Here is a 22,467-nt window from a genome sequence, read left to right as displayed (position 1 = left end):
CGACTCCGGCACCGTTATCGCTCGCGGTGATAATATACATAAATGTATTTGATATATCAACGTAGCGGATGGTAACGCCGTATCGTGGATGCGGTTTGAAGAAGAACGAACAGAAGGCAACGGAAAATGGGGTGGTTCTCCCGGCGCGACAAGGCCGTCGCGACGGCTTCTTCGGAGCCCGTTTCGGAGTCCGGTTCAGAGCCTGTTTCTCCCACCCGGGCCACCCGCGACTACGTCCCGCCGAAGACCCACGCCGGGCCGCCGTGGGTCGGTCGGGCCCTGCGGCTCCCGATTCTGCCGACGCCGGCCGCGGCCGCCGAACTGGCCGGACACGCCGCCGATGCCGCGCGTACCGTCTCCGGCGTCGAACTCGACTACAGCCCGGATTCGCTCGAGTACGTCGACGCCATGCTGGAAGTGTTCCGCGAGCCGGGTTCGGACATCATGGCCGAGTCGATTTTTCTGTTCGGCTGCTACGTCGGCGAGGTGATGGTCCGCAATGCCGGTTACGTGTGGGTGGACACACCTGATCACCTGGCCCAGCACCTGGGCGCCCTGACGGTTTACCACCCCGACACCGGCGCCCATGCCAACCCGATCAGCAAGGCCTTCAAGCGCGTCGACTACGGCGAGCCGGACAACCTGCCCTACTTCTACCGGGTGTACGCCGCCGGATAGCTCAGGCGGGATTTGCTTCGGCGGAGCGCAATCCCAATTCGTCGAGCACCTCGTCGGTGTGCGCGCCGAGTTCGGGAGCCGGGCCCGCCACGCGGCCCGGGGTGCGGGAGAACCAGGTCGGCACGCCCGGGAACCGCACCGGGCCGTGCGGGCTGTCGACCGTCTCGAAGAATCCGACGGCGTCGAGTTGCTCATCGTCGAACAGCGCGGCCGGACTGGAGATCGGCGAGGCCGGAATTTCCAGCTCGCGCAGGAGCTTCAGCCATTCATCGGTGGTGCGCTGGGCGAAGGTCTCGGCCAGTAGCGAGTAAACGGTGTCTATCTGGCGGGCCCTGCCCTCGAGCGTGGCGTACAGGTCAGTGGTCCAAGGCGGCTGGACGGCGTCGATGAATGCGGCCCAATGCTTGTCGTTGTAGATCAGCGCGGCGATGTAGCCGTCGCTGGTGCGGTACGGTCGTCGATTGGGCGCCACCGTGCGCGGGTAGACCGCCGGCCCCAAGGGCGGTTCGAACATGGCGCCGTTGGCGTGCTCGACGAGCATGAACGACGCCATCGCTTCGAACATGCCGATCTCCACTTCCTGCCCCTCGCCGGTGCGCTCGCGATGGAACAACGCCATCATCGTCGCGTACAGCGCGGTGAGCCCGGCGACCTTGTCGGCCAATATAGTTCCGACGAAGTTGGCCTCGCCGGTCAGCTGCTCCTGCACCGAGGGCAGCCCACACGCGGCTTGGATCGTGTCGTCGTAGGCGGGCAAGTCGCGGTTGGGTCCGCGGCGGCCGTACCCGTAGCAGTTGGTGTAGACGATGGCCGGATTGATGGCGGCGACATCGGTGTAGCTGAATCCGAGCCGAGCGATCGCCTTGGCGCGCATGGAGTGGATGAACACGTCGGCCCGTTCGATCAGCGTGCGCAGCGCGGTCCGGCCGGCTTCGGACTTGAGGTCGATGGCCATGCCCCGCTTGCCCCGATTGACGTTGACGAACACCCCGCTCATTCCGGGGGCCGGCCCCACCGAGATGTACCGCGTGTCATCACCTTGCGGCGGCTCGATTTTGACTACGTCGGCGCCCATATCGGCCATGATCTGGGTGCAGTAGGGCCCCATCACCATCGCGGTGAGGTCGACGACGCGCACGCCCGCCAGCGGCCCGGCGCTAGACATGAGATGCGCTGTCCCGGCCGGCCCACTGCGCCGACTCGAAGCTGTAGCGGATGTGGTCGGCATGCCCGCTGGGGACGGGCGGAAAGACCAGCGGCGCCGTCAGATCCCGGATGGCGTAGAGCTGTTCGGCGACGTCCTCGATCGTCCACGACAACCGCTGCACCCCTGGGCTTTCGGCGACGACGGCCCTGGCGACCCGGCCCGCGATGGCGATCAGCATCTCGCCGTTGATTGGGCAGGACTCATGCGCCAGCATGCCCACCACCGGCGCCACCAGGTCGGTGCCCATCGGCGGATACGCCGAAATATCCAGTCCCTCAGCCATTCTGGTCACCGCCGAGGGCACGATGACATTGCACAACACACCTTCGGCGGCACCTTCGAGGGCGACCACGTTGGCCAGGCCCATCAGTCCGGCCTTCGCCGCGGCGTAGTTGGCGACCGCGTGGTTGCCGTACAGCCCGCCAATCGACGAGGTCAGGACGATCCGGCCGTAGCCGGCATCGCACATGACCGGAAACGCCGGTCGCACCACATGGAACGCGCCGCGCAGGTGCACATCGAGCACGGCGTCGAAGTCGGCATAGCTCATCTCCTTCAACGACGCGCGCCGCACGGTGCCGGCGTTGTGGATCAAGATGTCGAGGCGCCCGAAATTCTCGAGGGCGGACTCGATGATCGCGCGGCCCCCGGCCGAGGTGGTCACCGATTCGGCACAGGCGACGGCTTCTCCTCCGCCCGCCGCTATTTCGGCCACAACCTCGTGCGCCGGACCCGAATCCGCGCCATCTCCGGTCAGCGTGCTGCCGGTGTCGTTGACCACCACTCTGGCACCCCGGGCCGCCAGCATCAGCGCGTAGGCGCGGCCCAGCCCGCGGCCGGCGCCGGTCACCACGGCGACCCGGTTGTCGAATCTTCGTTCGGTCATTCCAATTCGAGCCCGTCCAGATCGCCTTTGGCCCGCCACTCGGCGAGCAGGTCACCGAAGGCGTAGAAACCCGGCCCGTAGGGTTCGCCCAGGTAGAACCGGATACCTTCACCTCCGCCGCCGCCCTCGTTGTTGTAATAGCCCGGCGTGCACTCCCCGATGAACGCAGTGTTGTCGATCGCGGTGTCCCTGATGGTTTTACACCACTGGTCTTGCGCTTCTTGCGAAGGCTCGACGGTCTCGGCCCCGCGGCGCAGGGCTTCGGCGATGATGTAGGCGATGTGCTCGCCCTGCAGCTCGTAGTTCGCGGCGATGTTCGCGGAGATGCCGACCTGGGTGAACCCGGTATAGAACTGGTTGGGGAAGCCTCGGCTGGTCATCCCGTGCAGGGTTTGGTATCCGTCGTGCCAATAATCGAAAAGCGAACGGCCACCGCGGCCCTCGATCGCGTCAATCGAGTACCGGCGGCTGATCTCGGTCGAGATCTCGAAACCACTGGCGTAGATGATGCAATCGAGTTCGAACTCAATGCCGTTGGCGATCAGGCCCTTCTCGGTGGCACGCTCGATGCCCTTGCTTGACGACACGTCGACCAGCGTGACGTTCGGCCGGTTGAAGGTAGGCAGATAGTCGTCGTTGGTGCACGGCCGCTTGCACAAAAATCGGTAGTAGGGCTTGAGCGCCTCGGCCGTCGCGGGGTCGTCGACGATGCTTTCGATGCGGCGCCGCAGCCGCTCCATCAGCTTGTAGTCCTCTTCCTCGTTGATGGCCATGAACTGCTCGGGGGTCATCGACGCGGGATCGTCGAGCTCGAGAACGCGTGCCGCGGTGTTACGGCCGAGTTCGGTCCAGAAGTCGCACACGTAATCGGGCTGGCCGGGCGCCATGCCCTCGAACGTCCAGGAGTGGAAATTGCGTTGGCGTTCTTTCTGCCAGCCCGGCTGCAGCGACTTCGCCCACACGGGGTCCGTCGGCGTGTTATTGCGCGCTCCGACCGAGGACGGTGTGCGCTGGAACACGTAGAGGTGCTTGGCATCCCGGCCGAGGAACGGCACGATCTGGACCGCTGTTGCGCCGGTGCCCACCACGGCGACCCGCTTGTCGGCCAGCTTGTGCATCCCGCCGGTGCTGTCACCTCCGGTGTAGGCGTAGTCCCAGCGCGACGAGTGGAAGCTGTGCCCGCGGAAGTTCTTGATGTCCGGGATACCCGGCAGCTTCGGCCGGTGGAACGGGCCGGATGCCATCACCACGAACCGGGCCCGGATGTCGTCGTCCCGGTTGGTGCTGACCCGCCACCGCTTGGTCTCGTCGTTCCAGTGCAGGGCCCGCACCTGGGTCGAGAAGATCGCGGAATCGTAAAGGCCGTAGTGCTTCCCGATCCGGCGGCAGTGTTCGTAGATCTCGGTCCCGTCGGCGAACTTCTTGCTCGGTATGTAGTTGAGCTCTTCCAGCAACGGTATGTAGCAATACGATTCGTTGTCGCACTGCAGCCCGGGATAGCGGTTCCAGTACCACACCCCGCCGAAGTCGCCACCCAGCTCGATGATCCGGACGTCCTCGACGCCTGCCTTCTTCAGGTAGGCGGCACACAGCAGACCGCCGAAGCCACCGCCGAGCACCGCGACGTCGATGTCCGCCGAAATCGGCTCCCGGATCAGCGGCGGCGAGTGGGGGTCAGTCTCGTAGTAGTCCGCGAATTCGTCGGAGAGTTCGATGTACTGCTTGGAACCCTCTGGGCGCAGTCGCTTCTCGCGTTCCAGACGGTACTTCTCCCGCAGCGCCTCGATGTCGATGTCGTCCGGCGTCGTCGTCGGGGGGCAGTCGGAAATTCCAGTCATGCCAGGGCGTTCTCCGGAAGAGCGGCGGGATGCAGCGGCGCGTCCATTTTCTGCACGGCCGGCAACACCTCGTTGGCGAACAGTCGCGTGCTGGCCATCGCATCCTCGTAGGGCATGGTGCCGAACTGGGGGACGATCGTCAGCTCACAGAACGAGCAGGCCTCCTGGGCCGCTTTGATACGGGTGAAGATTTCCTCCGGTGTGCCGATCAGCAGATTGGAAGCGTGGTAACCCGGCGTCTTCGACGGCCCTTTGGTATCTCCCGAGACTGAGGACGCCAAAACCGCGGTCGCCGTGGCCTCCCGGGCCGCATAGGCCTCATATCCCTTGACGCCTTTGAAGTTCGAGGCGTCAGCGAAGCCATAGTGGACCGTGACGTCGCGGTTCGCCGTCCAGATCCACTCTTCGGACCTGGCCGCGTCCTCCGGGTCGGCCGTGCAGTACATGAACATGACGTTCTTCGGCTGGCACGGCGGTAGGCCTTCCTCCTGGCGGAAGGTGTTGACCTTCTGCACTTCCCGGCCGGCATCCTCGATGGGCTTGTTGCCCACGAAAAGTGGCACCATGCCGCGGCGGGACAGGATCTCGAGCGACTCCGCCGTGGACGACGAGCTGTAGATGCGGGAGAACAGGTCGTTGCTGCGCGGTTCGGGACGCAGCGACATTTCCGGCACCTTGAAAATCTCGCCGTCGTAGGAGAACCGTTCGCCGGAGAACGCCAGCTGCAGGATGTCCAGGGTCTCGTTGAACCGTTGCCGGCTCTCCTCGCGCGGGACGCCGACCGCGTCGAATTCGCCCTTCGACACGCCCCGGCCGATCCCGATGGTGTCGTAGCGGCCGTTGGAAAGGATGTCGAGATAGGCGATCTGGTGCGCCAGCCGGACCGGGTGCCACCAGGGTGCGACCACCACAAAGGTGCCCAGGCTGATCCGTTCGGTGCGCCCGGCGAAGTAGCTCAACGCCTGAATCGGGTTGGGCGTCATGCCATACGGCGTCCCGCAGTGCTCGGGCATCCACACGCCGTCGAACCCCAGCGGTTCGGCCAGGTCGGCGATCGCCAGCGTGCCCTGCACGCACTCCCAGTCCGGTGTCGCGGGCGGCCGGCTGAAGTCCTCGGCCAGCACCCGGTCCCAGTCCTTGGAGTTGTGTGCTCCGAACCCAAGATTGACCTTCATTGTTGCGTCTCCGTATCTCTTTCCAATTCGGAAGCCAGTTGCCGCGGGGCTCCCGTCCCCATGTACTCGGCAAGATTGCGGTGCAGGTTCGCGGTGCTGCGCTCCATGTAGGGGTTGGGCTTGGGCCCGCGGAAACCCAGCGATTTCATCCCTTGCTGAACAGCGGCCATGTTGGAGAAGTCCTGCGGCAGCACACTGCGCCAGTTCGGGTCATCGGGCGGTGCGTACACCCACTCCGTCTGCGGTTCTTCACCTTTCGGGTACAGCTCGTAGCATGATGCTTCGAAGATGCACTGGTCCGGGTTGTAGCCGTGCGGGCGGGCGCTGTAGCACAGCGCGGTTGTCAGGCCCTGCCCGATCTGGAAGTTCGGGAAGATCTGCCACGCCGTCCCGCTGTTGGCCAGGTGCTCGGGGTCGATGGTCGGCCAGATCACCCCGCGCGCTTCGTCATCCCGGCGCGCCGCGCTGAGCCAATGACTGAGCACCTGGTCCGCGGGCGCGTCCTCGGGCAGTTCGTCGACCAGCCGCAGCGCGGCATCCACCAGCGTCCGGGTGGTGGTGGCGTTGGTCTCCTCCAAGGTGTAGAGCTGCATCTCGGCGGTCGACACCCGCGCGTCGGCCCCGGTGCCGAGCCGGATCTTCGACTTGGTCTCGGCGAGGTCCTTTGGCGCGTCGTAGCCGATGTTGCTGTGTTTGCCGTGGGCGGCGGCCCAGCCGCGGAAGTTGCCGAACTTGTTGAACTGCGGATGCGTGGTCGCGACGTGGTAGGTCTCGTTGAAGGCCTCCATCGCAACCTTCCAATTGCACTGGAAATGCAGCCATTTGCGCCACTTGCAGCGCATGTCTGCCAGGTTGAACGGGTCGAGCATGGTGGCCGCGGGTTCCAGGTAGTCGCGCAACGGCTCCGCGGCGGGGTCCATGTTGATCCAGATCCAGCCGCCCCAGGTGTCCACCTGCACGCCGGTCAGGTGGGTGTTCTCCGGCGTCAGCGCACCCTGCCAGTCCGCCCGTTCGGGAATGTGGATGCAATTGCCGTCGTGGTCGTAGGTCCAGCCGTGGAATCCGCAGACGAACGACTTCTTGTGCCCGCAAGCGCTTTTGGCGCCGACGGGGGTGTCCACCAGACGTCGGCCGCGGTGCACACAGACGTTGTGGTGCGCCGCGAAGGTGTCGGAACCGGTGCGCACAACCAGGATTGAGTCGTCGAGAATCTCGTAGGTGAGATAGCTGCCCACCTTGGGTAGGTCTTCGACGCGCCCGACCTGCTGCCACACCTTGCGCCACAACCTGTCCCGTTCGGCACGGGCGTACTCCTCGGAGATGTAGGCCTCGACCCCGATCGTCACCGGGGCGGTCAAATCGTCAGTCACCGGTTTCTTCCTCCTGCTGCTCCCAACGCTGTATCGCGGCGCGGAAGGACTCGTCCTTCAAGAACAACGACGTGTTGTCGGCCCCCAGGTGTCCCCACTTCAGATTCAGACCGCCGTCCACCAGCAATGTCTGGCCGGTGATGTAGGTCGACAGGTCCGACAGCAGGAACAGGATCGCGCCGGCCACCTCGTCGGGCCGTCCGCGCCGTCCCATCGCGATGGCACGACGGTCACGCTCGGGATCATCGTCGGTATAGGTGCGCGACGCCGGTGTCTCGGTGACGCCGGGAGCCACGGCGTTCACCCGGATGGCACCCCCGTCGTCGCATGCCAACTCCGCGGCCATGGTGCGGGTGACCGCCACGATCGCGGCTTTGGCGGTGCCGTAGGCGACGTGGAACGGCGCGGTGTTCATTCCGCTGATCGAGGAGATCGACACGATCGAGCCGGGCCGTTTGCGACGCTTCAATTCCGCCGCCACCGCCTGGCTCATGAAGAACATCGTCTCGAGGTTGCGGCTGAACAGGTCGCGCCAGTCACTGCGCGTCACCCGGGTCGACGGCATCCATGTCGATGGGTCCGCCCCGCCCGCGACATTGACCAGGCCGTACAACTCGCCGTCGGCGCGGCATGCCGCCTCGAGGGCCGCGCTGACGCCGTCGTCAGTGGACACGTCGGCCGCCACCGGCACCACCGGCAGGCCGTCGGCGATCAGCGGGCCCACGTGTTCGTCGAGATTGTCCTTGCCCCGGCTCACCGCGACCACTGTCGCCCCCGCCTCGGCCACCGTCCGCGTGACGGTGGTGCCAATCCCGCCCCCGGCGGCCCCGGCGACCACCACGACCCGCCCGGCCAGTCCCAAGAAATCGCGTGTCACCTATTTGTCCGGACAAGATAATGACGTGCATTCATTAGAGAGCATGATTCTCCACCGGCTGGCTGCACGTCAAGGCCGCCGACGCTTTCGGCAAGGCTATTGTCTGGACAAAGCAGGGTTGCTATCGTCCGAGCGGTGGAGGCTGCTCGCTATCGCGCCGCACGGCCCCCGGGCGTCGCCGAAGGCTGGACCCTGACCCGCCTCACCGAGCCCAGCCGGCTGTTCGGGGCGAACGGCCTGCGTACCGGCCCGGACGGGCGGGTGTACATCGCACAGGTGACGGGCAGCCAGATCAGTGCGCTGGACCTTCAGACCGGCCGACTCGACACGGTCAGCGCCAAGGGCGGCGAGATCATCGCGCCCGACGACGTGGCCTTCGACGCGGCGGGCAACCTCTATGCGACCGAGGTGATGGACGGGCGGGTCAGCGTGCGCGACCCCGCCGGCCGCACCCGCGTGCTGCGTGACGACGTCCCCTCGGCCAACGGCATCACGGTGCACCGGGGCCGGCTGTTCATCGGAGAATGCCGCGCGGGCGGTCGCCTGCTCGAGCTCGACCGCAACGGCGGCGCACCCCGCGTGCTGCTGGACGAGGTCCCGTCGCCGAACGCGATGGAGGTGGGTTCCGACGGGCTGCTGTACTTCCCGGTGATGGGCGCCAACGAGATCTGGCGCATCGACCCCGAGGGCGGCGAACCGGAATGCGTTGCCGCTGATCTCGGGGTCCCCGACGCGGTGAAGTTCGACGCCGCGGGCCAGATCGTCTCGACGCAGGTACACAGCGGTCAGGTACTGCGCATCGATCCGCGCAGCGGCGCGCGCAGCGTGCTGGCCAATCTGAACCCGGGGCTGGACAACCTGACCTTCGTCGGCGAGCGGCTGTTCGTGTCCAACTTCACCGGCGAGATCACCGAGATCCTCAGCGACGGCAGCACCCGGCCGGTGCTGCCCGGTGGGCTGAACTGGCCGCTGGACCTGACTGTGGCCGCCGACGGCAACCTCTACGTCGCGGACGGCACCTACTTCTACGTGCTGGGTGCCGATGGCACTCTGCGTCCCGCCGGCATGCTGTTCAGTCCCGGCTACCCGGGCTTCCTGCGCGGGGTGGCCAGCACCGGGCCGGGCGAATTCGTCGTCACGACCTCCAACGGTGAGGTAGCCCGCTACCGGCCCGCGGCGAGCGAAAGCGATTTCCTGGCAACGGGATTCGACCAACTCTACGGGGTGGCGGTGGCCGGCCCGAACAGTTTCGTGGTGGCCGAACTGGGCGCCGGGCGGGTGCTGGGCATCGGCGCCGGTGGTGTCGAAGTGTTGGCGACGGGACTGGCCGAGCCGATCGGAGTGGCGGTCGCACCCGGCGGGACGATCCTGGTCTCCGAGGCCGGCGCCGGACGCGTGGTGCGGGTCGGCGACAACGCCCCGCTGATCGAGGGACTGCAACGACCCCAGGGTCTGCTGGTGCTCGACGGCCGGGTCTACGTAGTCGACGCGGGCGCAAAGGAACTCGTCTCCGTCGACCTGACCGGCGGCGCCCGGCGCACCATCGCCACCGACCTGCCGGTCGGCGCCCCGCCCGGTGTCAGCCCCAAACCGCTGCGGGGCATGCCGCCCTTCTCCGGACCGCAGGGACCGTTCGCCGGCATCGCCGCCGGACCCGACGGCACCCTGTACGTCTCGGCCGATGCCGACGGCAGCGTCTTGGCCCTGCACCGGGAATTCTGAAGGGCCACCGCGTTGTCCGATACCAAGGTCGCCGACCACCGCTACCTGCAAGTGGCGCGCACGCTGCGCAAGGAGATCGTCGACGGGGTCTACCCGGTGGGGTCCCAGCTGCCCACCGAACACGAGTTATGCGAACGATTCGCGGTCAGCCGCTACACGGTCCGGGAGGCACTGCGACGGTTGCGCGACGACAATCTGGTGTCGTCGCGTCCGCGTGCCGGCACCCTGGTGGTGCCGCGGCCGTCGGCGGACTCCTACGTCCAGCACGTCATGTCGATCAACGACCTGCTGGAGTTCGCGACCGGTACCAGGTTCGCGATCGAATCGGTCGCGATGGTCACCATCGACGACGAACTTGCCGCGCGCACCGGTCTGGGGATCGGTGACCAGTGGCTGACGGTGCGGGGCTTCCGGCAGACCGACGGCGTCGAGGACACCGGCCCCGCGCTGTGCCGCACCGAGTACTACATCAACCGCGCATTCGCGGCGGTGGGCAGGTTGCTGCAGCGCCACCAGGGCCCCATCTTCCCGTTGATCGAGGACCTGTTCGGGCTCAATATCGTTGAGGTGCACCAGGAGATCGTCGCCGTGCTGCTGACGCGCGAACTGTCCGCTGGTCTCGACGCCGACCCGGGCACGCCGGCGCTGCAGGTGCAACGCACCTACCGGGCTTCCGACGGCCAGGTTGCCCAGGTGACGATCAACACCCACCCGGCGTCGCGGTTCCGGCATTCGATGACGATGCGACGAGTGCGTGGCTAGGAGGCTCAAGGCCGGGCGATCGGTTCGTTGGGACGACGAGCGCGCCGCCGAGGCTTACGCGCACGGCTGGTGGACCCAGACCACGCTGGCCGACGCCGTCGATGCGGCCGCGCGGGACACCCCGGCCCGGATTGCGTTGATCGACGGCGATATTCGGATCACCTGCGCCGACCTGCACCGGCGGGCCACCGCGTTGGCCCACGCGTTGCAGCAGCGTGTCCCGCCGAGCAGCGTGGTGTCGTTCATGCTGCCCAACTGGCACGAGGCCGCGGTCATCTATCTGGCGACCACGCTGGCCGGCATGGTGGCCAATCCGATCCTGCCGTCGCTGCGCGACCGGGAACTGCGGTTCATCCTGGAGGATGCCGACAGCCGAATCATCTTCGTTCCCGCCGGCTTCGGCGGGTACGACTATCCCGCGATGCTGAGCCGGGTCACCGCGCAATTGGAGTCGCCACCAGAAGTGATTGTGCTGCGGGGAGATTGCGAGCCGGGCCAGACCCCGTTCGAGGCGGTCAGCGACAACGGCGGAGTGTCCCTACCGCTGCCCACGCTCGATCCCGATGCGGTGCGCATGATCCTCTACACCTCGGGTACCACGGGCCGGCCCAAAGGGGTTCTGCACAGCCATAACTCGATCTATGCGCTGCTGCGCCAGATTCACCGGCATTGGCTGGCCGAGCCGGGCGACTCGTTCCTGGTCGCCTCACCGATAGCTCACATCGGCGGTTCCATCTACGCTTTCGAGGCGCCTTACCTGCTCTCCGCCACCGCGGTGTTGATGGAGCGCTGGAACGCGGACGAGGCGGTCCGCCTGATGACGGCCGAACACTGCACCCACATGGCCGGCGCGACACCGTTCCTGACGCAACTGCTGGCGGCGGCACAGCGTGCCGGTACCCGATTGCCGGATCTGAAGGTGTTCATTTGCGGCGGCGCCTCCGTATCGCCGTCGCTGATACGTTCCGCGGCAGCGTATTTCGAGTCGGCCGTGGTGACGCGCGTGTACGGCTCCACCGAGGTGCCGGTGACGACGATCGGCTCCCCGGGGCACCGCGAGCACGCCTGCGATACCGACGGACGCGTTGGTGTGGCCGCGGTCAAGCTGGTCGACGGTGAGATCCGGGTGCGCGGACCCCAAATGCTGGTCGGCTACCTGCATCGGGAGGACGAGGACGGGTCATTCGACGCCGAAGGCTACTTCCGCACCGGCGACCTGGCGCGCTGGGTCGACGGTGACTATCTCGTCGTCACCGGGCGAGCCAAGGACATCATCATCCGCAATGGTGAGAACATCTCACCGAAGGAAATCGAGGACGTCCTGGTGAACCATCCCGACGTGGCCGAGGTCGCCGTGGTCGGCCTGCCCGATGCCCGTACCGGTGAGCGGGCGTGCGCGGTGGTGGTGGCGGCCGGCCCGGCGGCACCCGATGTCGCCGGGCTGCGTGCCTTCCTGGAGAGCGCCGGCGTTGCCCGCTTCAAAGCGCCCGAGCAGGTGGTCATCTGGGATGACCTCCCGAAGAACGACGCCGGCAAGGTGCTCAAGCACCGGATCAAGGCGACGCTGGAAAAGGCAGGGCAATGACATGCAGGTAGCGATTGTGACCGGGGCGACCGGCGGCATCGGATCCGGTTGCGCGGCAAAGCTTGCCGAGTCCGGTATCGCGGTTTTCGCCACCGGGCGCGACCAAGCCAAGCTCGACACGCTGGCCGAGGCGATCGGCGATCCGCAGCGGGTGGCCACCCACGCCGCCGATCTCACCGACGACGCGGCGCCCGAGCGGATCACCGAGGCCGCCCTGGCCCGTTGGGGCCGCATCGACTTCCTGGTCAACACCGCCGGCGTGGGTAGCCCCAGACCGCTGCACGAGACCGACGACGAATCCCTGGACCATTTCCTCGGATTGATGCTGCGCGCGCCGTTCCGGCTTATCCGCGAAGTGCTGCCGCATCTGCAGCCCGGATCGGCCATTGTCAACATCACCTCGACGTTCGCCGTCGTCGGCGGCATGCGCGGCGGTGCCTACTCGGCCGCCAAAGGCGGGCTGACCGCGATGACCACACATATCGCCTGCCAGTACGGCGCGCAGGGAATCCGTTGCAACGCCGTGGCTCCCGGGGTCATCCAGACAGCTATGACCGAGCACCGGCTGGCCGACGAGCGATTCCGGCGCATCAACACCGAGATGACCCCGCATCAACGCCTGGGCACCGTCGAGGATGTCGCCAGCACGGTGGCGTTCCTGTGCTCGCCCGGGGGCGCGTTCATCAATGGGCAGACCATCGTCGTCGACGGCGGCTGGAGCTCCACGAAGTACCTGTCGGATCGGGCCCTGAACTCGGAGTGGAACGTCCGTTAGCTCAGCGTGATTCGAAATGCCGCCGGATGCCGTAGAGCATCTTGGCGTGCGCCTTGACCGCCTCCCGGACGGTGATCGCGGCCAGCGGACGGGGCGCTTCGAACCGGATCCGTTCGGTGATGCGGGTGCCGCCCTCGATCGGTAGGAAGCTCACCGTCCCGCGCAGCCGCACCCCCGGTGACTGGTCGGCTTCGGTCAGCACGTCGCCGTGGGCCGGAACATGCAGCCGCGCAAGGTACGTCACCCTCATGGTGACCGGCCCCAGTGGGATCCGGTCCACCACGCGGTAGCTCTGCTGATAGCCGTCGGCCGTCTCGGTGCGCGAAAGCACTTCGACCGAAACGATCAGCGGGTGCACGAGCCTGATGTTGTCCAGGTCGACGTAGTAGTCGCGCACCCGCTCCGGCGCCGCGGGCACCTCTTCGCTCAGCGTCCGCTCGGCGCGGGCAGTCCACCAGCTCATTGCAGCCAACCTACTGCGCCGAGGGGTCACCCCATAGCGCGAGCAGACGCAAAAGCACCCAAAAAGTGCCTTCTTGGGGCGCTTTTGCGTCTGCTCGCGGGGGGCTCCCGGGGCGAAAGGGAGGCCTAGGCGAACTGAGCCAGCAGCTGACCCGTGCGCCACCAGACCAGCACAGCGAACAACGTCAACGCCGCCGCCGTCGCCGCGGCCTGGACGGTGTCCCGCTGCTTGCGCGGCGCATACACGTAGGCCGCCGCCAGCAGCCCACCGGCGACCAGCCCGCCCACGTGCGCCTGCCAGCTGATCGCGTGGGAACTGACCGCCGGCACCAGGAAGGTGAACACCAGATTGATCACGATCACAGCAACCACGCCCCGGACGTCGAGGGTGAGCCGCTTGGCCGCCACGAACAGGGCCGCGAAGAGACCGAACACCGCGCCCGAGGCGCCCGCGGTGGCGGTGTTCAACGGCGCGAGCAGATACACCAACACCGACCCGCCCAGGCCACTCACCGCGTACAGCGCCGCGAAGCGCAGCCGGCCCAGCCATCGCTCCAAGGGTGCACCCACCACGTACAGCGCCCACATGTTCAGCAGCAGGTGCGGCGCGCCGTAGTGGAGGAACGCCGACGTCACCAGCCGGTAGTACTGTCCGTCCGCGACGGCCGGCGGCCACAGCGTGAACTGCTTCTGCACGTCGGGCACCGCCACTTCGGCAATGAACGCCAGCACGTTGACAACGATCAGCGCGATCGTGACCACCGGCGCGCCCGACCGTTCCCGTCCCCCGAACGGCGTCCGCTTCTCCCGGATGGTGCGGGCACCCGCCTGGACGCACTCCACGCACTGATGCCCGACAGCCGCGCTGCGCATGCAGTCACCGCAGATCGGACGCTCGCAGCGGGTGCACCGAACGTAGGTCTGACGGTCCGGATGCCGGTAACAGGTCGGTGCGTCGGGTGTACTCATCGCACCCAATCTTGCCCGCCTCGCCAGTTTGCCGCCGCGGGTGACCCGCTGGCGAGGCTATTCCCTCACCCGCCGAGTTGACCTACTGTGATTCGGGTGGAATCACACGGAAACCCTGAATTGGTGCCCGTCGAACATTTGCACTCCGGTGACCCCATCACCGATGGCGGTCAACGCTACATAGTTCTCGAGTCCAAGACTGTCGGCGACAGTTGTGTGGTCCTTGAGCTGGAGTCCAGGGTCGATCACCAGCTGCAGGTCATCGAAAAATCCTTTCCGACCGGATACCACGTCGGAAGGGCTCACCACCGAATTCTGTAGGCAATTCCGCGGACCGGCATTGCCGGGAGGATATTGCCGTCAGTAGCCGTTTCGGACGGCTACCAGTCATTCACGTCACGTTATTCCACAATCAATTTCGCGGTGGCCGTTGATCGTTGGGATCATTCGGATCCGGCTCACCGAACCACCGGGACGGCTCGTGTTGGCCGTACTCGTCGTGCCAGTCCCACCACTCGTACGGCTTGGTCTGGGGGTAGCCCTCCGGGGAGTCCTCCCAGTCCTCCTGCCGTCCCAGCGCGGTCATGTCCAGGAAGCTCCAGGTGGTGCCCAGCGCCTCGTCGCCCCGGTTGTTGACGAAGTAGGTACGGAACACCCGATCGCCGTCGCGGATGAACGCATTGGTGCCGTGCCATTCGTCCACACCGAAGTCGGCGTCGAAGTCGTCGGTGATCGTGTACCACGGCATCTGCCAACCCATCCGCGCCTTGAGGCGCTCGATGTCCGGCTGCGGCGCGCGCGAGGCGTAGACCAGCGTGGTGTCCCGGGCGTTGAGGTGGGCCAGATTGCCGACGTGGTCGGCCATCATCGAGCACCCTCGGCAACCGTGATCGGGCCAGCCGTGGATGTCCGGCCCGAAGAAGGCGCGGTACACCAGCAGTTGGCGCCGGCCGGCGAACAGGTCCAGCAGGGCGGCCCTGCCGTCGGGCCCGTCGAACACGTAGTCCCTGTCCACCGGCAGCCACGGCATACGCCGGCGCTCGGCGGCCAGCGCGTCACGAGCGCGGGTCAGCTCCTTCTCCTTGACCAACAATCGCGCGTGGGCGGCGGCCCATTCCTGCGGGGACACGATCTCCGGTGTCTTCATTGTGCTCCTCATTCTTCCGTTGGACCGTCTCATCGCAGAGGCGCCAAGCCTGCCGCACTGAGCAGGTAGGCGTCCTGATCTCCTGCTCCCTTACCGAGGATGTCGCGCACCGACTGCCCGACCTGCTCAGGAGTCAGTATCGGCCCGAATGACTCGAGATAGGCATCGATGTCGACACCCTGTCGCTCGGCGTAGGCCGCCACCGCCTTGGCGCCCAGATCGGTCGCCGGGGTCAGGCGCGGCAGCAACGAGACGAAGTCGATGCCCAGCCCCGCGCGCGCCGATTCCTGCGCGGCGTAGCCGCTGATGAACCTGACGGTGGCCTTGGCGCCCGCATAGCCGCCGCTGAGTGGTGACCCGTTTACCGCGGCGCCGCTGGAGATCGCGATCACCGAGCTGCCCGGCGCGAGCGGAAGTCGCAGCGCGGCTTGGACCCAGTGAAATGCCTGCGCGACATCGACATTCCAATTCTCGGTGAAGGTGTCCCAGGTCTGGTCCGTCAGGGCGGCCATCCGGGGCGCCAGCCCGGCAGCCAGCACGATGGTGCCGGGACGATACGTCGCGACGGCCCGGCCCGCCACCGCCGGATCGGCGGCATCGGCTGCCAGCGCCTCGAATTTGTCGCCCAGTTCCTCGCGCACCAGGTCCAGATGAGCGCGGTTACGGGCGATGCCGACGACGTGCGCGCCGGCCGCCGCCAGCTGCGCGGCGATGGCTCGGCCGAATCCGCGGCTGGCGCCGGTCACAATCGCCGTGGTGCCGTCAAGTTCGTTCATGGTGGTGCTCACTTCCGTATCGGGTGGTGTTCTCCCAATGCAGATACGTCGCGGCCCCAGGATTCATCGCCGCGCAGGTCGATGACTTTTGACGGCAGGAGTTATCTATCCATTAGGGCGATCTAGTTGGGCAATCGCGAGGAGTTGGCTGTGCCGGAGCAGGACGAGTTCATGGAGCGCGCGGCGCCGTATCGCGCCGAGCTGATTGCCCATTGCTACCGGATGCTCGGGTCGGTGCACGACGCCGAGGACCTGGTGCAGGAGACCTATCTGCGCGGCTGGCGCGGCTATTCGGCGTTCGAGGAGCGCGCGGCGCTGCGCACCTGGCTGTACCGGATCGCGACGACGGCCTGTTTGCGCGCCTTGGAAAACCGCGCCCGCCGGGTGTTGCCGGCCGGCGTGGGCCCGGACTCCGACCCCGCTTATGAGTGGCTCGAACCCATCCCCGACGCCTATCTACCGAAAGCGCCGGAAGATATCGTCGCCGCCCGCGAAACCGTCCGGCTAGCGGTGATGACGGCGCTGCAGGAACTGCCGGCACGGCAACGCGCCGTGTTGGTGCTGCGCGAGGTCGTCCAATTCAGCGCCGCCGAAGTAGCCGAACTCCTCGAGACGACACCGGCGGCCGTCAACAGTTCCTTGCAGCGGGCCCGCGCCCGCCTCGCCGAGGTGTCCGCCGACCAGGACCGACCCGCCGAACCCGATGACGACGCGCGCAGAAAACTGCTCGACCGTTACTGCGCGGCTTTTGAAAATGCGGACATGGCCGCCCTGGCTGATTTGCTGCAGCACGATGTCAGGCTCGAAATGCCGCCGATGCCAATGTGGTTCAGTGGCCGAGACGCAGTGCTGAACTTCCTGACTACTCGTGCCCTCGCCCCGCCCGGCGACATCGTGATGGTCCAGACGGCCGCCAACGGCCAGCCCGCCGTCGCCGAATACCGGTGCAACACCGATAGCATCATGGCAGCCCACTCCATCCAGGTGCTCACCTCTGTTCGCCGGGGCGGCGGTGCGGGGCTGGCCGCGCTGACCGTCTTTCTCGATCCGACGCTCTTTCCCGCTTTCGGGTTGCCACTGACGGGGTAGCCCAGAAGCAACTCCGCGGGCCGTGTGGACAGGTCTCGACGGCACCGGAAGGATTGGCGCGGTAGATGCAGTCGAAGGGTGACGGATGAAGATTCCGGGTGTGGCCGACATCGTCGGCACTCTCACCGGAGGGGCCACACAGGTCGTGCGTGCCGGCGTGCAGACCGCCGCCGGCGCAGCCGGCGTCATGCAATCGCTGACCAGCCCGATGACGGAACTGGTCGGACCGGTGGCCCAAGCGGTGGCGCACACCACCGGCCGCGCGATCGGGCTGGGCGGGTCCCTCGACGGCGCTCCCGAACCCGTCACTCCGCCGGTGCGTTGGCAAAGCGGGCGACGCGTGCATCTGGACCTCGACCCATTGCTGCCCTTCCCCAGTTGGCACGAATACGCCGCCGTGATCGAAGAGCCGGTCCGCCGGATTCCGGGCGTCGCCGAGGCCCATGTCGAAGGGGCGCTGGGCCGGCTGGTCCTGGAAATCGCCGCTGCCGCAGACGCGGACGCCGTCCTGGACGAGGTGCGCGACACCGCCTCGGCGGTGGCTGCCGACCTCAGCGACTCGGGCGATGTCGTGGCGCCGCAGGCCGCCCCATTCGCCGATCCAGGCAATCCGCTGGCGATCCTGGTGCCGCTGACCGCTGCCGCGATGGATGTCGTCGCCGTGGGCGCCGCGGTGACAGGTTGGTTCACGCGGCTGCCGGTGGCACCGCGCAGTGCCCGCGCCGCGGCGGCGCTGATCAATTACCAACCCCGTGTCGTAGCGGTGCTGGAGTCCCGGCTCGGTCGCGTCGGCACCGACATCGCGCTCAGCGGATCGACGGCGCTGGCCTACGGGCTGAGCCAGTCGGTGGGAACGCCGGTGTTGGACCTGCTGCAGCGGGGCCTGCAGCTCTCCGAGGCGGCGGCGCACCGCCAGCGGTGGCGGGAACGCGAACCCGAACTGGCCTCCCCCACCCGGCCGCAGGCGCCGGTGGTCCCGATCCTGTCCTCGGCGGGAGCCGAATCTCAAGTGCCCCGCCACAATTGGGCGGCGGCCGCGGCCGGTGAAGCCTCGCACGTGGTGGTCGACGGCGCGATCGACTCCGCCATCGACACCGAAAAGGGCTCGATGCACGGCCCGGTGGAGGACTACGTGACGCAGGCCGCCAGCGGCTCGGTAATAGCCGCGGCGGGTGCACTGTTCGCCGGTGGGGGCGCCGCCGAGGCCGCCGAGGCCATCCTGGCCGGCGTGCCCAAGGCCGCCCACCTCAGCCGTCAGGCGTTCGCCACCACCCTCGGCCGCGGGCTGGCCAATTCCGGACTGCTGGTGCTCGACCCCGGTGCGCTGCGTCGGCTGGACCGGGTGAAGGTGGTCGTCATCGACGGCGCCGCCTTGCGCGGCGACCATCGCGCGGTCTTGCGCGCCCAGGGCGAGGAAACCGGCTGGGACGACGACCGCGTCTACGAGGTCGCCGACGCCTTGCTGCACGGCGAAGAGGCGCCCGAACCCGATCCCGACGAGCTGCCGGCCACCGGGGCGCGGTTGAAATGGCAACGCGCGCAAGGATCTTCAGCGACACCCGCGCAGGGCCTGGAGCACGCCGAACTGGTCTGCGAAGGCCGGCAGGTGGGCCGGGTCGACGTCGGGTGGGAAGTCGACCCCTACGCCATCCCGCTGTTGCAGACCGCGCACCGCACCGGCGCCAGGGTGGTGCTGCGGCATGTGGCCGGCACCGAAGACCTCTCGGCCAGCGTCGGTTCCACACATCCGCCCGGAACACCACTGCTCAAGCTGGTGCGCGACCTGCGCACCGATCGCGGACCGGTGCTGCTGATCACCGCGCTCCACCGCGACTTCGCGTCGACCGACACGCTGGCCGCATTGGCCATCGCCGACGTCGGCATTGCCCTCGATGACCCGCGGGCGGCCACGCCGTGGACCGCGGACATCATCACCGGGACCGACCTGGCCGCCGCGGTGCGAATCCTCTCGGCGCTGCCGGTGGCCCGCGCGGCCAGCGAATCAGGCGTTCACCTGGCGCAGGGCGGCACCACACTGGCGGGCCTGCTACTGGTCACCGGCGAGGACAACCGGACCAGCAACCCGGCAACCCTGCGGCGCTGGCTGAACCCGGTCAACGCCGCCGCGGCCACGGCGCTGCTGTCCGGCTTCTGGTCGGCCAGCCGGGTGCTGCGGCTACCCGACCCGTCGCCGCAACCGCTCACCGCCTGGCATGCGCTGGATCCGGAGATCGTGTACTCGCGCCTCGCCGGCGGCAAGCGCCCACTGGCGGTCGAGTCCGCCACCCCGACCTGGCGGCGCCGCCTCGATGACCTGTCCTACGAGCCGCTGGTGGCGCCGCTGCGCGGGCCGGCTCAGATGCTGGCGCGGCTGGCGGCCGCCACCCGGGTCGAGCTCGGCGACCCGCTGACCCCGATCCTGGCGGTCGGCGCCGCGGCCTCGGCGATCGTCGGCAGCAACGTCGACGCGCTGCTGGTCGCCGGCGTGATGGGTGTCAACGCGCTGACCGGCGGCGTGCAGCGGCTGCGCGCCGAAGCCGCCGCCGCGGAGTTGTTCGCCGAGCAGGACCAGCTGGTGCGTCGCGTGGTGGTACCGGCGGTGGCGACCACGCGACGGAGGCTGGAGGCCGCTCAGCACGCCACCCGCACTGCCACCGTGTCGGCCAAGAAGCTGCGGCCCGGCGATGTCATCGACCTGGCCGCACCGGAAGTGGTGCCGGCCGATGCGCGCCTGCTGGTGGCCGAGGACCTCGAGGTGGACGAGTCGTTCCTGACCGGCGAGTCGCTGCCGGTCGACAAACAGGTCGACCCCGTCGCCGTCAACGACCCGGAACGGGCGTCAATGCTGTTCGAGGGCAGCACCATCGTCGCCGGACGTGCGCGCGCCATCGTGGTGGCCACCGGGGTCGGCACCGCCGCGCAGCGCGCGATCTCGGCAGTCGCCAACGTCGAGACGTCGGCCGGGGTGCAGGCGCGGCTGCGGGAACTGACCAGCAAGGTCCTGCCACTCACGCTGGCCGGCGGCGCTGCGGTGACCGGTTTGGCGTTGCTGCGGCGCGCCTCGCTGCGTCAGGCGGTGGCCGACGGCGTCGCGATTGCGGTGGCCGCGGTGCCGGAAGGCTTGCCGTTGGTGGCCACCCTGTCCCAACTGGCCGCCGCGCAGCGGCTGACCGCGCGCGGGGTGCTGGTGCGCTCGCCGCGCACCATCGAGGCTTTGGGCCGGGTCGACACCATATGTTTCGACAAGACCGGCACGCTCACCGAAAACCGGTTGCGGGTGGTGCGCGCCGTGCCGAGCGGTTCGGCACCGCAGGATCCGTTCCCTGAGCCAACCGATCAGAGCTACGCCGACGTGCTGCGGGCCGCGGCGCGCGCGTCGACGCAGCCGCAGGACGGTGAGGGTCACGCGCACGCCACCGATGAAGCGATCATCAACGCGTCCCTGTCGCTGAACGGGCACGAGAACGGGGACTGGACGATCCTGGCCGAGGTGCCCTTCGAATCGAGCCGCGGCTACGCCGCCTCGATCGGCATTGGCACCGCCAGTGACTCGGCACCGATGCTGATGGTCAAGGGCGCACCCGAAGTGATCCTGCCGCGTTGCCGGTTCGACAATGCCGAATACGATCAGGCCCAGGCGGATTCGCTGGTACGCAGCCTGGCCGAGCAAGGCCTGCGGGTGCTGGCGGTGGCGCAGCGCCCGTGGGCGAACGGGACCAGCCAGGAAGAGGAGACTGACGCTGATGCCGTCGACGCCGAGGCCCATGATCTGGAACTGCTGGGATACGTCGGCCTGGCCGACACCGCGCGGGAGTCGGCCAGACCGCTGATCGAGGCGCTGTTGGCGGCCGAGCGCAACGTCGTGCTGATCACCGGTGACCACCCCATCACCGCACGGGCCATCGCACGGCAACTGGGCCTGCCCGAGGACGTCCGCGTGGTGACCGGGGCCGAGCTCGCCAGCCTCGACGAGGAGGGGCACGCCAAGCTCGCCGCCGACGTACAGGTCTTCGCCCGGGTCAGCCCGGAGCAGAAGGTGCAGATCGTGGGGGCGCTGCAGCGCTGCGGCCGGGTCACCGCGATGGTGGGTGACGGCGCCAACGACGCCGCCGCGATCCGGATGGCCGACGTTGGCATCGGGGTCAGTGGCCGCGGCTCCTCGGCCGCCCGTAGCGCCGCCGACATCGTGCTGACCGACGACGACCTCGGTGTGCTGGTGGACGCGCTGGTCGAGGGTCGCAACATGTGGGCCGGCGTGCGCGACGCGGTCACCATCCTGGTCGGTGGGAATGTGGGTGAGGTGCTGTTCACCATCCTCGGCACGGCATTCGGCCAGGGCCGTGCGCCGATCGGAACCCGCCAGTTGCTGCTGGTCAACCTGCTCACCGACATGTTCCCGGCGCTGGCGGTGGCGGTCACCTCGCAGTACGACGACCCCGAGGAGGACGAGGGGCTCACCGAGGACCAGGTCGACGACGCGCGCCTGACCCGTCAGCTCGAGGTGCTCACCCAGCCCAAACCGTCGCTCGGCGATTCGCTGATGCGCGACATCGTGAGCCGCGGGGTCGTCACCGCCGCCGGCGCCACCACCGCGTGGGCCATCGGACGGTGGACTCCCGGCACCGAACGGCGAACGGCCACAATGGGTCTGACCGCGCTGGTGACCACGCAGCTGGCCCAGACGCTGCTGACCCGCCGGCACAGCCCGCTGGTGGTGGCCACGGCGTTGGGCAGTGCCGGAGTGCTGGTCGGCATCATCCAAACACCCGTGCTGAGCCAGTTCTTCGGTTGCACGCCACTGGGCCCGGTCGCCTGGACTGGTGTCATCGGCGCGACCGCCGGCACCACCGCCGTCTCGGTGCTCGCACCGCAATGGCTGTCGAAGGCGGTCGGCGCGGTGACACCCGAACCGGAGGAAGGCTCAGCGGCCCAATAGCTTTGGGCCGGGTTGTCAGTGCCCCTCCCTACGATAGGGGTATGTCAGCGAGCACGCCGCAAGAGATCGTCGAGTTTCTCGGCGGGCTTGAGGCGTTTGCGGATCGCTTGGGGGCGTTGGATTTTGACGCCTGTGATACGAGTGAGTTGCTGTCGATCATCGAGGGTATGCAGCGGGTGGTGCGTAAGTTGCGCGTGCCCGGGCATGCGGTGG

At 67.8% G+C, this 22,467-nt stretch carries 18 protein-coding genes; 8 read left to right on the top strand and 10 right to left on the bottom strand.

Annotated features, from left to right (window positions below):
* Window positions 1-126 precede the first annotated feature (126 nt).
* Window positions 127-678, top strand: coding sequence for a hypothetical protein (locus tag A5645_RS05445; RefSeq protein ID WP_253866855.1), 552 nt, complete (start codon window positions 127-129; stop codon window positions 676-678).
* A gap of 1 nt (window position 679) precedes the next feature.
* On the opposite strand, the gene A5645_RS05440 is transcribed toward A5645_RS05445, so the two are convergent.
* Genes A5645_RS05440 through A5645_RS05415 form a run of 6 tightly spaced genes read right to left on the bottom strand, consistent with a single transcriptional unit; the run spans window position 680 to window position 8,031 of the window.
* A complete protein-coding gene (locus A5645_RS05440) occupies window positions 680-1,843 on the bottom strand; it encodes a CaiB/BaiF CoA transferase family protein (protein ID WP_065128774.1) in 1,164 nt (387 codons plus the stop codon).
* Window positions 1,836-2,771, bottom strand: coding sequence for an SDR family NAD(P)-dependent oxidoreductase (locus tag A5645_RS05435; protein WP_065128773.1), 936 nt, complete (start codon window positions 2,769-2,771; stop codon window positions 1,836-1,838). Before A5645_RS05435 ends, A5645_RS05440 begins: the two co-directional genes overlap by 8 nt.
* Window positions 2,768-4,609 carry a flavin-containing monooxygenase gene (locus A5645_RS05430; protein ID WP_065037290.1) on the bottom strand — a complete coding sequence of 614 codons (1,842 nt, stop codon included), beginning with the start codon at window positions 4,607-4,609 and terminating at the stop codon, window positions 2,768-2,770. The genes A5645_RS05435 and A5645_RS05430 overlap by 4 nt, the downstream gene beginning before the upstream one ends.
* Window positions 4,606-5,784, bottom strand: coding sequence for an LLM class flavin-dependent oxidoreductase (locus tag A5645_RS05425; protein WP_065037289.1), 1,179 nt, complete (start codon window positions 5,782-5,784; stop codon window positions 4,606-4,608). The genes A5645_RS05430 and A5645_RS05425 overlap by 4 nt, the downstream gene beginning before the upstream one ends.
* Complete coding sequence (locus A5645_RS05420) at window positions 5,781-7,154, bottom strand: aromatic ring-hydroxylating oxygenase subunit alpha (RefSeq protein WP_065037288.1); 1,374 nt, start codon at window positions 7,152-7,154, stop codon at window positions 5,781-5,783. The genes A5645_RS05425 and A5645_RS05420 overlap by 4 nt, the downstream gene beginning before the upstream one ends.
* Window positions 7,147-8,031, bottom strand: coding sequence for an SDR family NAD(P)-dependent oxidoreductase (locus A5645_RS05415; protein WP_065037287.1), 885 nt, complete (start codon window positions 8,029-8,031; stop codon window positions 7,147-7,149). The genes A5645_RS05420 and A5645_RS05415 overlap by 8 nt, the downstream gene beginning before the upstream one ends.
* A 135-nt stretch (window positions 8,032-8,166) precedes the next feature.
* Between A5645_RS05415 and A5645_RS05410 the strand changes: the two genes are divergently transcribed.
* The 4 genes from A5645_RS05410 to A5645_RS05395 are packed head-to-tail and all read left to right on the top strand — an operon-like array spanning window position 8,167 to window position 12,875.
* Complete coding sequence (locus A5645_RS05410) at window positions 8,167-9,753, top strand: NHL repeat-containing protein (RefSeq protein WP_253866854.1); 1,587 nt, start codon at window positions 8,167-8,169, stop codon at window positions 9,751-9,753.
* A 12-nt stretch (window positions 9,754-9,765) separates the two neighbouring features.
* Window positions 9,766-10,515, top strand: coding sequence for a GntR family transcriptional regulator (locus tag A5645_RS05405; RefSeq protein WP_065128771.1), 750 nt, complete (start codon window positions 9,766-9,768; stop codon window positions 10,513-10,515).
* Window positions 10,508-12,100: an AMP-binding protein gene (locus tag A5645_RS05400; protein WP_065128769.1), complete on the top strand. Its 1,593-nt coding sequence runs from the start codon at window positions 10,508-10,510 to the stop codon at window positions 12,098-12,100. Before A5645_RS05405 ends, A5645_RS05400 begins: the two co-directional genes overlap by 8 nt.
* A 1-nt stretch (window position 12,101) precedes the next feature.
* Window positions 12,102-12,875 (top strand): SDR family NAD(P)-dependent oxidoreductase, encoded by a 774-nt coding sequence (locus A5645_RS05395; protein ID WP_065128768.1) that lies wholly within the window; start codon window positions 12,102-12,104, stop codon window positions 12,873-12,875.
* A 1-nt stretch (window position 12,876) separates the two neighbouring features.
* On the opposite strand, the gene A5645_RS05390 is transcribed toward A5645_RS05395, so the two are convergent.
* Window positions 12,877-13,338, bottom strand: coding sequence for an SRPBCC family protein (locus A5645_RS05390; protein ID WP_065128766.1), 462 nt, complete (start codon window positions 13,336-13,338; stop codon window positions 12,877-12,879).
* Window positions 13,339-13,463: 125 nt separating this feature from the next.
* Window positions 13,464-14,315: a rhomboid family intramembrane serine protease gene (locus A5645_RS05385; RefSeq protein ID WP_414467435.1), complete on the bottom strand. Its 852-nt coding sequence runs from the start codon at window positions 14,313-14,315 to the stop codon at window positions 13,464-13,466.
* 87 nt (window positions 14,316-14,402) lie between these two features.
* On the opposite strand from A5645_RS05385, the gene A5645_RS26860 reads away from it, so the two are divergent.
* The gene (locus A5645_RS26860; protein ID WP_080697031.1) at window positions 14,403-14,627 is read left to right on the top strand and encodes a hypothetical protein; all 225 of its coding nucleotides are present in this window, start codon (window positions 14,403-14,405) and stop codon (window positions 14,625-14,627) included.
* Between the two features lie 91 nt (window positions 14,628-14,718).
* On the opposite strand, the gene A5645_RS05375 is transcribed toward A5645_RS26860, so the two are convergent.
* Both A5645_RS05375 and A5645_RS05370 read right to left on the bottom strand, forming a co-directional pair.
* The gene (locus A5645_RS05375) at window positions 14,719-15,453 is read right to left on the bottom strand and encodes a DUF899 domain-containing protein (RefSeq protein WP_065128760.1); all 735 of its coding nucleotides are present in this window, start codon (window positions 15,451-15,453) and stop codon (window positions 14,719-14,721) included.
* A gap of 29 nt (window positions 15,454-15,482) precedes the next feature.
* Window positions 15,483-16,229 carry an SDR family NAD(P)-dependent oxidoreductase gene (locus A5645_RS05370; RefSeq protein WP_065128941.1) on the bottom strand — a complete coding sequence of 249 codons (747 nt, stop codon included), beginning with the start codon at window positions 16,227-16,229 and terminating at the stop codon, window positions 15,483-15,485.
* 150 nt (window positions 16,230-16,379) lie between these two features.
* On the opposite strand from A5645_RS05370, the gene A5645_RS05365 reads away from it, so the two are divergent.
* Both A5645_RS05365 and A5645_RS05360 read left to right on the top strand, forming a co-directional pair.
* Window positions 16,380-17,318, top strand: coding sequence for a sigma-70 family RNA polymerase sigma factor (locus A5645_RS05365; RefSeq protein ID WP_065128940.1), 939 nt, complete (start codon window positions 16,380-16,382; stop codon window positions 17,316-17,318).
* A gap of 85 nt (window positions 17,319-17,403) precedes the next feature.
* On the top strand, window positions 17,404-22,254 hold the full coding sequence (locus A5645_RS05360; RefSeq protein WP_065128758.1) for a cation-translocating P-type ATPase: 4,851 nt from the start codon (window positions 17,404-17,406) through the stop codon (window positions 22,252-22,254).
* Window positions 22,255-22,467: the final 213 nt, after the last annotated feature.

This window comes from Mycobacterium asiaticum (assembly GCF_001673635.1).
GTDB lineage: Bacteria > Actinomycetota > Actinomycetes > Mycobacteriales > Mycobacteriaceae > Mycobacterium > Mycobacterium asiaticum_C.
This window is presented reverse-complemented; position numbering and strand designations above follow the sequence as displayed.

Bases quoted from the DNA above. Each gene is read 5' to 3' on its own strand.
- A5645_RS05445 (WP_253866855.1), top strand. From the start codon at position 127: ATGGGGTGGTTCTCCCGGCGCGACAAGGCCGTCGCGACGGCTTCTTCG.
- A5645_RS05440 (WP_065128774.1), bottom strand. From the start codon at position 1,843: ATGTCTAGCGCCGGGCCGCTGGCGGGCGTGCGCGTCGTCGACCTCACC.
- A5645_RS05435 (WP_065128773.1), bottom strand. From the start codon at position 2,771: ATGACCGAACGAAGATTCGACAACCGGGTCGCCGTGGTGACCGGCGCC.
- A5645_RS05430 (WP_065037290.1), bottom strand. From the start codon at position 4,609: ATGACTGGAATTTCCGACTGCCCCCCGACGACGACGCCGGACGACATC.
- A5645_RS05425 (WP_065037289.1), bottom strand. From the start codon at position 5,784: ATGAAGGTCAATCTTGGGTTCGGAGCACACAACTCCAAGGACTGGGAC.
- A5645_RS05395 (WP_065128768.1), top strand. From the start codon at position 12,102: ATGCAGGTAGCGATTGTGACCGGGGCGACCGGCGGCATCGGATCCGGT.
- A5645_RS05390 (WP_065128766.1), bottom strand. From the start codon at position 13,338: ATGAGCTGGTGGACTGCCCGCGCCGAGCGGACGCTGAGCGAAGAGGTG.
- A5645_RS05375 (WP_065128760.1), bottom strand. From the start codon at position 15,453: ATGAAGACACCGGAGATCGTGTCCCCGCAGGAATGGGCCGCCGCCCAC.
- A5645_RS05370 (WP_065128941.1), bottom strand. From the start codon at position 16,229: ATGAACGAACTTGACGGCACCACGGCGATTGTGACCGGCGCCAGCCGC.
- A5645_RS05360 (WP_065128758.1), top strand. From the start codon at position 17,404: ATGAAGATTCCGGGTGTGGCCGACATCGTCGGCACTCTCACCGGAGGG.